General features: G+C 70.2%; 10 protein-coding genes. 6 read left to right on the top strand and 4 right to left on the bottom strand.

Annotation, left to right across the window (positions count from 1 at the left end; translation table 11 throughout):
• The first annotated feature begins 20 nt into the window (after nucleotides 1-20).
• Complete coding sequence (locus H343_RS0125785) at nucleotides 21-2,927, top strand: penicillin acylase family protein (RefSeq protein ID WP_078506109.1); 2,907 nt, start codon at nucleotides 21-23, stop codon at nucleotides 2,925-2,927.
• Nucleotides 2,928-3,049: 122 nt separating this feature from the next.
• Here the strand turns inward: H343_RS0125785 and H343_RS0125780 are convergent, their stop codons facing one another.
• Nucleotides 3,050-3,700: a peptidoglycan recognition protein family protein gene (locus tag H343_RS0125780; protein WP_078506125.1), complete on the bottom strand. Its 651-nt coding sequence runs from the start codon at nucleotides 3,698-3,700 to the stop codon at nucleotides 3,050-3,052.
• A 102-nt stretch (nucleotides 3,701-3,802) separates the two neighbouring features.
• Between H343_RS0125780 and mnmA the strand changes: the two genes are divergently transcribed.
• The 3 genes from mnmA to H343_RS0125765 all read left to right on the top strand — a co-directional run bounded on the left by mnmA (nucleotide 3,803) and on the right by H343_RS0125765 (nucleotide 6,109).
• A complete protein-coding gene (mnmA, locus tag H343_RS0125775) occupies nucleotides 3,803-4,966 on the top strand; it encodes a tRNA 2-thiouridine(34) synthase MnmA (protein WP_051266038.1) in 1,164 nt (387 codons plus the stop codon).
• Between the two features lie 244 nt (nucleotides 4,967-5,210).
• Nucleotides 5,211-5,756, top strand: coding sequence for a hypothetical protein (locus H343_RS0125770; RefSeq protein ID WP_028433477.1), 546 nt, complete (start codon nucleotides 5,211-5,213; stop codon nucleotides 5,754-5,756).
• Between the two features lie 26 nt (nucleotides 5,757-5,782).
• Nucleotides 5,783-6,109, top strand: a complete 327-nt coding sequence (locus H343_RS0125765; protein WP_158679619.1) for a hypothetical protein — start codon at nucleotides 5,783-5,785, stop codon at nucleotides 6,107-6,109.
• Between the two features lie 247 nt (nucleotides 6,110-6,356).
• On the opposite strand, the gene H343_RS0125760 is transcribed toward H343_RS0125765, so the two are convergent.
• The gene (locus tag H343_RS0125760; RefSeq protein WP_486587050.1) at nucleotides 6,357-7,142 is read right to left on the bottom strand and encodes an SDR family oxidoreductase; all 786 of its coding nucleotides are present in this window, start codon (nucleotides 7,140-7,142) and stop codon (nucleotides 6,357-6,359) included.
• A gap of 436 nt (nucleotides 7,143-7,578) precedes the next feature.
• Entirely contained in the window at nucleotides 7,579-8,595 is a 1,017-nt protein-coding gene (gene mreB, locus H343_RS0125755; protein ID WP_028433474.1) for a rod shape-determining protein, read from the bottom strand.
• 311 nt (nucleotides 8,596-8,906) lie between these two features.
• Between mreB and H343_RS0125750 the strand changes: the two genes are divergently transcribed.
• Entirely contained in the window at nucleotides 8,907-10,541 is a 1,635-nt protein-coding gene (locus tag H343_RS0125750) for a glycine/sarcosine N-methyltransferase (protein WP_486587049.1), read from the top strand.
• 101 nt (nucleotides 10,542-10,642) lie between these two features.
• Here the strand turns inward: H343_RS0125750 and H343_RS36155 are convergent, their stop codons facing one another.
• Nucleotides 10,643-13,066, bottom strand: coding sequence for an NAD-binding protein (locus H343_RS36155; RefSeq protein ID WP_486587048.1), 2,424 nt, complete (start codon nucleotides 13,064-13,066; stop codon nucleotides 10,643-10,645).
• Nucleotides 13,067-13,088: 22 nt separating this feature from the next.
• Here H343_RS36155 and H343_RS0125740 point away from each other — a divergent pair, with 22 nt between their 5' ends.
• A complete protein-coding gene (locus H343_RS0125740; RefSeq protein ID WP_028433472.1) occupies nucleotides 13,089-13,613 on the top strand; it encodes an LOG family protein in 525 nt (174 codons plus the stop codon).
• Nucleotides 13,614-13,625: the final 12 nt, after the last annotated feature.

Raw genomic sequence — 13,625 nt, 5'->3', positions numbered from 1 at the left:
TCCCCCCACTGGAGACACCGGTGACACCTTCCCGTACTCTCTCCGGCAGATCCGTCACAAGCCGGCTCGCGAACTTCAGGGCCTCTCTCGCCGTCCTGGCCTCCACCGCACTGCTCGTCCCGCTGATCGGCGCCACGGCCCCAGCGTTCGCGGCCGCCCCCCAGGACAGGGCCGGGCCCCCCGCCGCGGCGCGGGCGGCCTCCGCCGCTCCCGCGGATGCGGATGAGGACCCGTGCCAGGGCCAGTGCGGCGACATCCTCCCCGCCGGGCAGAACGGACACGCCACCCTCGCCGGAATCCTGCTGCACAAGACCATCGGCACCCGCCCCAAGCACTCCGCCGACCAACTGGCCCCGTACGACAACCTGTTGCACGACTACTCCGGGCTGACCGAGGAAGAGCTCTCCGACTACTTCAACGACGCCTCCTTCGGCGTCCCCGAAGGACAGGTGGAGAGCGAGAAGTCACCCAGGTCCGATGTGACCATCACCCGTGACAAGGCCACCGGTACCCCGCACATCAAGGGCACCACCCGGTCCGGGACCGAGTTCGGCGCCGGATACGCCGCAGGCGAGGACCGGTTGTGGCTCATGGACGTCCTGCGGCACGTCGGCCGGGGCGAGTTGTCCTCCTTCGCCGGCGGCGCCGAGGGCAACCGCGAGCTGGAGCAGAGTCTCTGGGCCGTCGCCCCGTACACCGAGGACGACCTGACGGCGCAGGTCGAGCGCATACGCGACTCCGGCGAGCGCGGCGCCCAGGCGTACCGGGACATCAGCGACTACGTGAGCGGGATCAACGCCTTCATCGACGACACCGTCGGCGCGCTCAACTACCCCGGTGAGTACGTGCTGACCGGACACGGCTCGAAGATCGAGGACTTCACCCGCACGGACGTGGTCGCCATCGCGTCCGTCATCGGCGCCATCTTCGGCAACGGAGGCGGCGGAGAGGTGGGCAACGCCCTCGCGAAGACGGCCTTCCAGGCGCAGTACGGCGAGGACGGGGGAGCGTCCGCGTACGCCGCCTGGCGCGCGCAGAACGACAGCGAGGCCACGACGACCGTGCATGAGGGAGAGTTCCCCTACGCCGAGTCCCCCGAGAACCCCGAGGGCGTGGCGACGCCGGAGAGTGGTTCGGTCACCGCCTTCGACCACTCGCAGAACGAGACGGGCGGCGGGAAGTCCGGCAAGAAGACCGACCGTAAGAAGGCCGACGGTGGGAAGGCCGACGCTGGGAAGAAGGCCGAGAGCGTGCTGCCGGCCGACCTCATCTCCTCCCGAAAGGGCATGTCCAACGCCCTGATGGTCTCCGGCAAGCACACCGCGTCCGGTAATCCGATCGCCGTGTATGGGCCGCAGACCGGCTACTACTCGCCGCAGATCATGATGGTGCAGGAGCTGGACGGGCCGGGGCTGCGCGCCCGCGGTGCGTCCTTCCCCGGGCTCAGCTTCTACGTCGAACTCGGCCGCGGACTCGACTACTCCTGGAGTGCCACATCGGCGAGCCAGGACATCACCGACACCTTCGCCGTCGAACTGTGCGAGGAGTCGGGGGCCGAACCGACCACCGCCTCGCAGAGCTACATGCTGCGCGGCGAGTGCACGCCCTTCGAGAAGCTGACCAAGCACAACGAGTGGAAGCCGACCCTCGCCGACTCCACCGAGGCCGGCTCCTACGACGTGGTGAGCCTGCGCTCGGCCTACGGACTGGTAAGCCACACCGGTGAGGTCGCGGGCAAACCAGTGGCCTTCACCGCACTGCGCTCGACCTACCACCACGACGCCGACTCGGTGATCGGCTTCCAGAAGTTCAACGACCCGGAGGCGATCACCTCGGCGCGCAGCTTCCAGGAGGCCGCACGGGACGTCGGCTACACCTTCAACTGGTTCTATGCCGACGCCGAGCACACCGCCTACTACAACTCCGGTGACAACCCCGTCCGTTCGCCCGGCACCGACCCCGACCAGCCGATCCTGGCCGAGCGGAAGTACGAGTGGGAGGACTGGGACCCCGCGGCCAACACCTCGGCGGTCACGCCCCCCGAGGAGCACCCGCAGTCGGTCGACCAGGACTACTACGTCAACTGGAACAACAAACAGGCCAAGGGTTTCTCCGCCGGCTGGGGCAACGGCTCCGTCCACAGGAACGACCTGCTGGACAGGCGGGTCTCCGCACTGGTCGACAAGGGCGGGGTCACCAGGGCCGGTCTCGTGCGGGCGATGCAGGAGTCGGCCGCCGCGGACCTGCGGGCGGAGAAGGTGCTGCCGGGTCTCCTCGACGTCATCGGCTCCGGCGAGGTGAGCGATCCCGAACTCGCCTCCACGGTCGAGAAGTTGCGTACCTGGCAGGAGTCCGGCTCGCTGCGCCGCGAGGCGGAGAAGGGCGCGGGCACCTACGAGCACGCAGAGGCGATAAGGGTGCTGGACGCCTGGTGGCCGCTGCTGGTCGAGGGCGAGTTCAAGCCCCGGCTGGGCGAGGACCTCTACCGGACGCTCACGGGGCTGGCCCCCGTCAACGAGTCCCCCTCGGGCGGCCAGAACGGCGGCGGCGAGGGCGGCGGCGGTGTCGGCGCGAGCCAGCCGCACAAGGGGTCCGCATTCCAGCACGGCTGGTGGTCGTTCGTGGACAAGGACCTGCGGACCGTGCGGGGCGAGGAGGTCGGCTCCCCCCTGGACAGGCCCTACTGCGGCGGGGGTTCGCTCTCCGAGTGCCGGCGGATGCTCCTGGAGACCCTGGCGGAGGCGGAGGCCACCCCGGCCGAGGAGACCTACCCGGGTGACAAGGAGTGCGACGCCGGCGACCAGTTGTGCGCCGACTCGATCGTGCACCGCGCCATGGGCGGTATCACCGTCCCGCGGATCGCCTGGCAGAACCGGCCGACGTACCAGCAGGTCGTGGAGTTCCCCGCCCGCCGCTCCGGCGAGTAGGACGCTCCGGCGACCGGCGACCGGCGACCGGCGACCGGCGACCGGCGACCGGCGACCGGCGCCGGCCGCCGACCGGCAGGCCGCGTCAGCGCCCCCGGCCCACCGGGTCGGCGGTGACGCGGTCAGCCGGCCCCCGCGCCCCCGCGTGCCTCCCGTATGTAGCCCATGTACCGGTCCCAGTCCCAGTGCCGCCCCGGGTCGGTGTGGTCCGCGCCGGGCACCTCGTTGTGCCCGATGACATGCTCCCGGTCGGCGGGAATCCCGTACCGCTTGCACAGGCGGGCGGTGAGCCGTGCCGAGGAGCGGTACATCTCCTCGGTGAAGTTCTCCGGGCGGTCCACGAAGCCCTCGTGCTCGATGCCGACGCTGCGCTCGTTGTACTCCCGGTTTCCCGCGTGGTACGCGACGTCCAGCTCGCGCACCATCTGCACCGTCCGCCCGTCGCGGGCCCGCACCAGATAGTGGGAGGCGGCCCCGTGCAGCGGGTCCCGGAAGACCTTCACGGCGGTGGGGAAGTCGCTCTGTGTGACGTGAATCACGATGCGGTCTATGCCGTAGTCGTCCGGGCGGTCCGCGGTGCGCAGGTTCGCCTCGGAGGCGGCGATCCAGCGCACCCCCGGCTGGTCGGTGTCGCCCTCCGTGCGCGGCTTGTCCACTCCCGGCACCCGCCACCACAGTCGCGAGGTCTTGTCCCAGGTCAGCGCCCCCGCTGTGGCCAGCGCGGCCGCTCCGCCGCCGGTGATGAGCAGCCTGCGCCGAGAGATCGAATCCATACCGGACTCAACGCGCGCATCCGCCCCGCCGGTTCCGCGTCCGCCCGTCACGTACTGATCCCGTACGGGCACCGCCGCCCCTCCGTCTACCCTGGACGGGTTATGACTGACGCTTCAAGCAGCCCCCCGCTCCCGAGCTCCGGCACACGTCCCCTGCGCGTGCTGGCCGCCATGTCCGGCGGCGTCGACTCCGCCGTGGCCGCCGCACGGGCCGTCGAGGCGGGGCACGACGTCACCGGTGTCCACCTGGCGCTCTCCGCCAACCCGCAGTCGTTCCGTACGGGCGCTCGCGGCTGCTGCACGATCGAGGACTCACGCGACGCGCGCCGTGCCGCCGACGTCATCGGCATCCCCTTCTACGTGTGGGATCTCGCCGAGCGCTTCCGTGAGGACGTCGTCGAGGACTTCGTCGCCGAGTACGAGGCGGGACGTACGCCCAACCCCTGCCTGCGCTGCAACGAGAAGATCAAGTTCGCCGCGCTGCTGGACAAGGCGCTGGCGCTGGGCTTCGACGCCGTGTGCACCGGCCACTACGCGAGCATCGTCACCCGCGGTGACGGAACCCGCGAGCTGCACCGCGCGAGCGACGCCGCGAAGGACCAGAGCTACGTGCTGGGCGTGCTGGACGAACGGCAGCTCGCGCACGCCCTGTTCCCCCTCGGCGACACCCTCACCAGCAAGGAGGAGATCCGCGCCGAGGCCGAACGCCGCGGCCTCGCCGTCGCGAAGAAGCCCGACAGCCACGACATCTGCTTCATCGCCGACGGTGACACCCAGGGCTTCCTCGCCGACCGCCTCGGCACCGCCGAGGGGGACATCCTCGACGAGGAGGGCCACAAGCTCGGCACCCACGAAGGTGCGTACGGCTTCACCGTCGGCCAGCGCAAGGGCCTGCGCATCGGGCACCCCGCGGCGGACGGCAAGCCCCGGTACGTACTGGACATCTCACCGGTCGACAACACCGTCACCGTCGGCCCGGCCGCGTCGCTGGACGTGGCGGCGCTGACCGCGCTGAGGCCCCGCTGGTGCGGCCCGGCCCCGGCCGGCCCCGGCACGTACACGGCGCAGCTGCGCGCCCACGGCGGGGAGACCCAGGTCGCCGCGGAACCCGCGGAGGACGGCCGGAAGCTGCATGTGCGCTTCACCGAGCCGATGCGCGGTGTGGCGCCCGGTCAGGCGATCGTCCTCTACGACGGCACCCGTGTCATCGGGTCCGCGACGATCGACACGACGGAGCGGGCCCGCTCCGCGGCACCTGCGCCGTAGGTCCTGGGGGGGGCGTCAGCCACGCCTGACGCTCCCCGGCGCACCGGGGGGTGTCTGAGAGATCCCGTCCGGACCGCGGTGGCCGGCACGACAGCCCTCTTTTCATATGACGCTCATATCGCCTGAAGGCGGGGAGAACAAGTCATTCCGGCGGCGCATCCTGGCCATCCGGCACGGACTGTTTTCCTCTCCTCGCGACGACTGTGCACGATGAGGGTGATCGTCGAGTTCTACGGGGGAATTCATGAACAAGTCCGTATCCCGTCCTGCCGTCGCAGCGGCAGCGGCAACCAGTGCCGTGCTGCTTCTCGGTGGCGCCACCACGAGCAGTGCCCAGACGCTCGCCCACGCATCCGACTCGGAGTCCAGGACTGCGACAAGCAGCGTCGGTACCCGAGGCGCAGGCGGGGACGAGAGCACGAAGAGGGCCAGGTGGGCCGAGTGCACGGGGAATGTCAACAATCCGCACTGGTCGAAGAAGGGCAAGAGCGTCATCTTCAAGACGCGGCTCAGCTGCAAGGGAAATATCTCGAAGGTCCACGTGCGGGTGCGCGGTCGGCTGCTGAAATGCCCCGGCTATTGCCCGCCGTCGACCGTCGCGACTTCGAACGAGACGAAGGTCGTCGCGGTCAACGGCGGGAGCGTGACCTATTACACGCCCAAGCCGAGCGGCAAGAAGGTCAAGGGGGACGGCTCCTACCAGGGAAAGGTGACCATTCAGATCACCTCGCCGTTCCCGGGCACGAAGGGCAGCGCCAGTAGCAAGATGGTGAAGGTCAACACGCCGTAGCGGACACCGCGTCGAGGGGAGGCCCCGTGAGGTGGGAAGTGCACGCGGAACTGGTCATCACGGAGGACGGGATGGATTCCGTATCTCTGACGGACCGGCTCGCCGCGTGGTTCTCCGCCCGCGGGGCTGACGCCCTGCCCGAGTTGACCATGGCCGACGGGGGAACGGCCGAGACCCTGGGGGCCGTCTTCTCAGTGCCGGGCGAGACACCCGGAGAAGCCGTCGACGCCGCCCTCACCCAGCTGCGAAGCGCCGCAGCCGGCCTCGCGGTTCCCGTCGGCCCGGTCGACGAAGTCCTCGTGCGGCGAGCACACGTCGACCCCCGCGCTCCTGTCGCTGAGCGCAGGGAATGACGACGCGGCCCACGCCGCCGAGGTGGTGACCTGCAGGGGCCGGACCTCGGCCCGTGGAGGGCCCGTCCCCTCCGGTACCGGCCCCACAGTGGGCGGCTGCGTGAGTCGTACGCGACCGGCCCTGCTGTCCGTGGGTGCACCGGAACCCGGGCATCCGTCGGCATCCGTCCGGCGGTGACGTGCGCGCCTGCCTCCTCCGAGGCTCAGGCACCGCTCGCCGCTCGGGAGTCTCCCCGCGAGTGCGGGGTCAACGGCCGAGCCAGCCGCCGTCCACCGGGAGCACGATGCCGTGCACGTAGTCCGATGCGGGGGAGGCGAGAAAGACGGTGGCGCCGGCCAGGTCATGGGGCCGGCCCCAGCGGCCCGCGGGGATGCGGTCGGAAATCGCAGCGTTGCGGTCGGCGTCGTCGTGCAGGGCCTTGGTGTTGTCGGTGACGATGTAACCGGGCGCGATGGCGTTGACCGCGACGCCGGATGCCGCCCATTCGTTGGCCAGCGCCTTGGTGAGTCCGGCGATGCCGGACTTGGCGGCGGCGTAGGCAGGAACACGGACACCGCCCTGAAAGCTGAGCAGCGAGGCGGTGAACACGATCTTTCCCTCTCCCCGTTCCACCATGCGCCTGCCGAGTTCGCGGCTGAGCACGAACTGGCTGGAGAGGTCGACCTGGACGACGTGGTCCCAGGCTTCGTCCGGGTAGTCGGCTGCCGCGTGACGGGCGATGGTCCCGGCGTTGTTGATGAGGATGTCGACGGGACCGTGGTCCCGCTCCACGTCTTCGGCGAAGCGTGCGACCGCCTGCCGGTCGGCGAAGTCGACGCGGTAGCCGCAGAACTCGCGGCCGTGGCGGGTTACGACACGCTCCGCGTCGCTGTCGTGTGCTTCGAGTTGGGCGCTGGCTCCGACGATGTCGGCGCCGGCCTGCGCGAGCGCCTCAGCCATGGCCAGACCGATGCCGCGACGGCAGCCGGTGACGACGGCACGGCGGCCGGTCAGATCGAACAGTTGCGGGACGGTGGGCGGGACAGACGTCACGGTCGGTTCTCCTTCTCCCGGAGGCATTGCGGAGCACGTGCGATGGTGCCCGCCGGACGGCGGAGGCGGTGCAGTCGGCAAGCAACTTCATGCGGCCTGCTCCGCCGTCCTCGAGCGCGGCGAAGCCCCGAGGGCGCCCCGGCCGGCGGGACGGCGGTAGAGGCCGCATGAGCTGCGGGCAGCGGCCGGCTCCGTCAGCGTGCTCTTTCCCCCGGCAGACCCGCACCGGGCGCCCGACCCGCAGCGGGCGGGTACGGGCGGTCGCTCGGGCCCGCGCGCCCCGGTACGGCACCTCGCCGTGTTGTTGGATTCGCCCAAGTGTGCCCAGTGAGAGGGACGGGCACCCGCGGCCGCCGGGGGACCACGGGCGGTGCCGCCGTGCGACGGACGTACGCCGCGGGAGTGGGCGCACCCGCCCCCGCGGCGGACCGGGCGCCTACGCCCCGTGGACCGTGCCGCTGAAGACCTTCTCCAGCTTGTCGAACTCCTCCAAGCACCGCCCCGTGCCCACCGCCACGCAGCCCAGCGGCTCCTCGGCGACCAGCACAGGCATTCCGGTCTCCTTCGCCAGCCGGTCGTCGAGACCGTGCAGCAGGGCGCCGCCGCCGGTCAGTACGATTCCGCGCTCCATGATGTCGCCGTACAGCTCCGGCGGGCACGCGTCGAACGCCGTGCGCACCGCGTGGACGATCGCGGTGAGGGGTTTCTCCGTAGCCTCCCGGATCGCGTCCTCGCTCAACTGCACCGTCTTGGGCATGCCGGTCTCCTTGTCCCGGCCGCGCACCGGGACCGAAGTGCCGCTGCCGAGGGACATCTTGATGTCCTCGGCGGTGCGTTCGCCCACGGCCATCGAGAAGTTCTGCTCGATGTAGGACGCGATCGCCGCGTCCAGCGCGTCACCGGCGACGCGCGCGGAGTGGGTGACGACCGTGCCCCCGAGGGAGATGATCGCGACCTCGGTGCTGCCGCCGCCGATGTCGACGACCATCGAGCCCCTGGCTTCGTGGACGGGCAGCCCGGCGCCGATCGCGGCCGCCATCGGCTCCTCGATGAGATGCACGGAACGCGCGCCGGCCCTGGCCGCGGTCTGCAGAACGGCCCGGCGCTCCACGCCCGTCACGCCGCTGGGCACGCACACCACGACACGCGGACCGCGCCCGCCCCTCCTGGCCCGCGCCGCGCGGATGAAGTGCCGCAGCATGCCCTCGGTCGCCTCGAAGTCGGTGATGACGCCGCCCTTGAGGGGGCGGGTGGCTGTGATCGAGCCGGGAGTACGGCCGACCGCCTGCTTGGCTTCCCTCCCCACGGCGAGCACCTTGCCGGTGCGTGACTCGACGGCCACCACCGAGGGCTCGTTGAGGATGATGCCGCGTCCGCGCGCGTAGACAAGCGTGTTGGCCGTGCCGAGGTCTATGCCGATGTCTCGCGTGCTGAACGAACTGCTCTTCGCCATGTGTTCTCGCCGTGTTCGGTGCGGGCTGTGCCGAATTGTCTAGCTCTGCAGGCAGCATACCCAACTGTCCTGGTTTCAGGACAACTCGGCCCCCAGAAACCTCAGATCGCAAAGCTGCAGGTCGGAGGCGGTATTCGCATCGAACAAGGAGCCGACCGTTCGGTTCGGTGGCATAGACCCCGGCAAGGTTGGATAGCTATGCGCTTGGAGTCCGAGCGCGCGGTGCCCGTGACTGAAGCCTTGGCGTCCTGGGTGGCCGCGCCGTAGGCCACCGTCTCAGCAATCGGAGGTTCCCCATTACCGCGCGACCCGTGCAGGAATTCGGAGACAACCCCGTCGAGGTCCGGGAAACCGGGCACTACACGGAGGAATACGTCCCCAGCTTCGTCGAGAAGTGGGACTCTCTCATAGATTGGGAAAAGCGCTCACACAGTGAGGGCAATTTCTTCATCGACCTGCTGCGAAAGCAGGGAGTGAAGAGCGTACTCGATGTCGCAACGGGGACAGGGTTCCACTCCGTGCGACTTCTCGAGGCCGGTTTCGACGCCGTCAGCGCGGACGGCAGCGCCGACATGCTGTCAAAGGCATTCAAGAACGGAATGGAGAACGGCGGTCACATCCTGCGTGTCGTGCAGGCGGACTGGCGATGGCTGAACCGTGACGTGCACGGTGAGTACGACGCCATCGTCTGTCTCGGGAACTCTTTCACGCACCTGTTCTCGGAGCGCGACCGCCGCAAGGCACTCGCTGAGTTCTACGCGATGCTGAAGCACGACGGCGTGCTCATCCTCGATCAGCGCAACTACGACGCGATGCTGGACCGCGGTTACTCCAGCAAGCACACCTTCTACTACTGCGGCGAGGACGTCGCGGTCGAACCGGAGTATCTGGACGAGGGATTGTGCCGCATGCGGTACAACTTCTCCGACAGCTCGGTGTACCACCTCAACATGTTCCCGCTGCGGAAGGACTACACCCGCAGGCTGATGTCCGAGGTGGGCTTCCAGCACATCGAGACGTACGGCGACTTCCAGCACACCTACCGTGAGGAACAGCCGGACTTCTTCGTGCACGTCGCCGAGAAGGAGTACCGCATGGAGGAGGGCGAGGCCGCCTACTCGGCCGCCGTCAGCACCGCCCGTACGTACTACAACTCCTCCGACGCCGACACCTTCTACCACTCCGTGTGGGGAGGTGAGGACATCCACATCGGGCTCTACGAGAGCGCCGACGAGCCCATCGCCGACGCGAGCCGCCGCACGGTCAAGCGGATGGCCGACAAGCTCGACCTGGACGCCTCGTCCGTGGTGCTCGACCTGGGCGCCGGCTACGGCGGTTCGGCGCGCTACCTGGCCGAGACGTACGGCAGCCAGGTCGTCGCGCTCAACCTCAGCGAGGTCGAGAACGAGCGGAACCGGGAGATGAACTCCCGGCGCGGTCTCACCGACAAGATCGAGGTGCTGGACGGCTCCTTCGAGAGCATCCCGCGCCCCGACGACAGCGTCGACGTCGTCTGGTCGCAGGACTCCTTCCTGCACAGCGGCAACCGCACCCGTGTGCTGGAGGAGATCGCCCGCGTGCTCAAGCCCGGCGGGCATCTCGTCTTCACCGACCCGATGGCCGCGGACGACACCTCGACCAGGGCGCTGAAGCCGATCCTCGAACGCATCCATCTGGAGACGATGGGCTCACCCGCCTTCTACCGGCGTGAGCTGGCGCGGCTCGGGTTCAGCGAGGCCAGCAGCGGCGGCTTCGAGGAGCACCGTGAGCAACTGTCCACGCACTACGGACGGGTGCTCGCGGAGACCGAACGCCAGGAGGCCGAGGGGCTCGCCGACAAGGTGAGCAGCGATTACCTCACCCAGATGAAGAAGGGGCTGGGGCACTGGGTCAATGGTGGCAAGGAACGTCAACTCACTTGGGGGATTTTCCACTTCACACGCTGAGAAACGATTCTGCGGCGCTCGCTCCCAGGGCGCCGGACGGCCCGTGCACACGAGCCCCTGTCCCGAAGCCATCGGGGCCCGGGCTGGGCGCGCTACGCGCGTCAGGGGCGCGGGCCGTCCCCCTGCTGCCACTGCTGCGGCTCACCGCCGCGCCGTGGCGGCTCCGGCCGGGCCGCCGGGGACTGTCCGTCTGCCGGGGCCGGGCCGGGCTCCTCGCGGCGGCTGCGGTGCTGTGCCTCGTCGCTGCTGTCGCTGCCGTCGCTGCCGTCCCGGCTCAGGTCCGTGCTCCGGCCCTGGCCCGCGGCCTGACCTTGGCCTTGACCTTGGTGTTGGCCCTGCCCCGGTACGGACGGGGGCGGCGGTTGCGTACGTAAGGGAGAGCGGCGAACCGCCGCCGGGAAGCGGTGCTCCCCGGTGCCGGGGATGGGCGGCAGGTCGGAGGACGGCCCGGCGGCCAGCAGCCCGCTCAGACCGCGCCGCGTCGCGGCGACCACCACCCGCTCGCCCGCCCGGAGCACATGGCCGGGGCGCAGGCGCCAGTCCAGCTCGCCGGCGACCGTCGAGGTCACCGACAGGGAGACAGAGGACAGATCCTGCCGCCGCTCGTCCTCCGACGCGGTGTCCAGGGCGATGACCCGCCACGACTCGGCACGGAACGCCTCGGTGACCGTACGGTCCTCCAGCAGCGGGTTGCCCCGCACCTCCACCGTGGCGAAGACCAGGACGCGGCGACCCACCGAGATCGACCCGAGCACCTGGCGTCCCATCATCGCGCCGGCGAAGGCGGGGGCCGCCAGCGCGGACACACTGCGGCTGCGGGTCTGGGCCGCGGGATAGGTGTCGCGCAGGGTGCGGTAGACCGTCGCCGCGAACTCGTCGTCGAACAGCCGCATCACCACGCGCAGTTCGGGCTTGATCTGCCGGGCGTTGAGCGACATCTCCAGATTGATGCCGTCGGTGCTGGTCAGGGCCAGCAGCGCACGGCTGCGTTTGATCTTCGCGCTCTCCAGCACGCCGTCGTCCGTGACGTCGGCGATCAGCGTGGGAACCCGGCGCCGCCGGGCGAGCGCGATGCCGCGTGCCTCCGTGTCGCGTTCGATGCAGACGACGGGGATGTTCAGCTCCAGCAGCCGCTCGAGCACGTGCTTGCCCACCTTGCCCAGGCCCACCAGGACCACATGGCCCGAGAATCCGCGCGGAGGCGTCGGCAGGGCCGCCGCCTTGCGGAAGGCGCCGTAACTCTCCAGCACCACCGCGAGCAGCAGCGGCAGCATCATCATCCCCACGAGGGCGGCGAGCAGTTGGAGCACCTGCTCGCCGGAGGTCTCCTCCAGGTTCGGTTCGTTGATGGCGAAGACGTCCAGCAGGGTGACGTAGGCGGCGTGCAGCGGGGTCTCGCCGCTCACCCGCCAGTTCACGGCGGCGAGCACGACGAAGACCGCCGTCATGGCCAGCACGGAGTAGCGCAGCCGCCGGGAGAAGAGCTCCTTGAAGGCCAGCATCCTGGGCAGCCGGGGAGCACGGACAGCCCCCGGCTTGCGCCGGCGGGTGATGGCCTCCAGCACCACGGCGCCCCGCTGCGGCGGCAGCGAGGTCAGGTCCTCCTCGTCCGGCAGCAGCACCGGACCGCCGTGTGCACGGGCGGGGCGCCCTCCCGGGGCGCCGCCCGGCCGGTGAGGCCGGCCTTGCGGACCTCCGCCGCTGCCGTCCGCCCCCGGCCCGGCCCCGTCCTCCGCCGAGTCGCCGGTGCTCCCGCCCGCCGCGCCGCCGGTCCCCGTGCCGGCCGCGCCGTCCGTCCCTTCGGGCACTCCGTCCTCGGTGTCGCCCTCGCTGCTCCGCTCGTCCGAGGTGCTCTCCCCGTCCTCGGTGTCGTCGGTCGCGGGCAGAAGGGCGAGCGTGCACAGCGGGTTGCGGCGGTCGACCGTACGCAGGGTGCGCTCCTTGGCCCGCAGCAGCAGTCCGTCCGCGTACAGCACCTTGTCGCTGCCGACGACCGCCGCAGCGACGATGGAGGGGGCCGCGGTGTCGGAGTCGGAGAGCACGGTCGTGGTCGCGTCGGCCACGCCGCCGGCACCGGCGCCCCCAGCCTGTCTGCCGCGGATGCGGGCGGCCCGGTCCAGCAGATCCGTCAGGTACTGGCCCAGGGTGTTGTTGAACATGCGGATGACCAGCCGCACCTGAGGGTTGAGCCTGCGGGCGCGCAGCGCGATGTTGATGTTCAGCTGGTCGTTGCCGGAGGTGACCGCCAGTGCCCCGGCCCGCTCGACGCCTGCCCGGATCAGCGCGGTGTCGTCGGGGACGCGTGCCTCGACGGCGTCCACCGACAGCTCGCCCGCTCCCACGAGTTCGGCGATCTGCGGGCCGTGGCTCCCTCCGCGAAGGGAGGGGAGGACGACCGTCACCTGCTGCCTGTAGACCGTCGCGAGTTCCCGGCAGACACGTTGGGCGAGGGCGTTGTCGCCGCAGACGACCATGTGCCCGCGGGTGCCGGTGCCGCCCGGGTCAGGACCTAGGCTGCTGTCCATGGCCGCCAAGGACAGTTCCCCCTTGAACATCTGTGTTTTCTGCTCAGCCGCCGAACTCGACGCCGTCTACACCGAGTCCGCGCGCGAGTTCGCCGAGCTTATCGGCAGACGCGGACATTCGCTGGTGTGGGGCGGTTCGGATGCCGGGCTGATGAAGGTCGTTGCGGACGGCGTCCAGGCGACCGGCGGACGGCTGGTGGGGATCTCCGTCGGTTTCCTGCAGAGCCAGGCCCGCGAGAACGCGGACGAGATGGTCGTCACGGCCGATCTCGCCGAGCGGAAGGCGCAACTGCTGGAGCGCGCCGACGCCTTCGTCGTCATGGTGGGCGGCACGGGGACACTGGACGAGGCGACCGACATCCTGGAGCTGAAGAAGCACGGGCTGCACGCGAAGCCCGTCGTGCTGCTCAACACCGCCGGCTACTACGACGGACTGCGGCAGCAGCTGGCACGGATGGAGGCGGAGGGGTTCCTGCCGCTGCCCCTGTCCGAACTCGTCGCCTTCGCCGACGACGGCGAGCGGGCGATGCACCTGCTGGAGGCGTGACGCCCGCCCTTT

The sequence above is a fragment of the Streptomyces sp. TAA204 genome (assembly GCF_000424965.1).
Note: the sequence above shows the minus strand (reverse complement) of the source record. Positions and strands in the feature narration are given on the sequence as shown.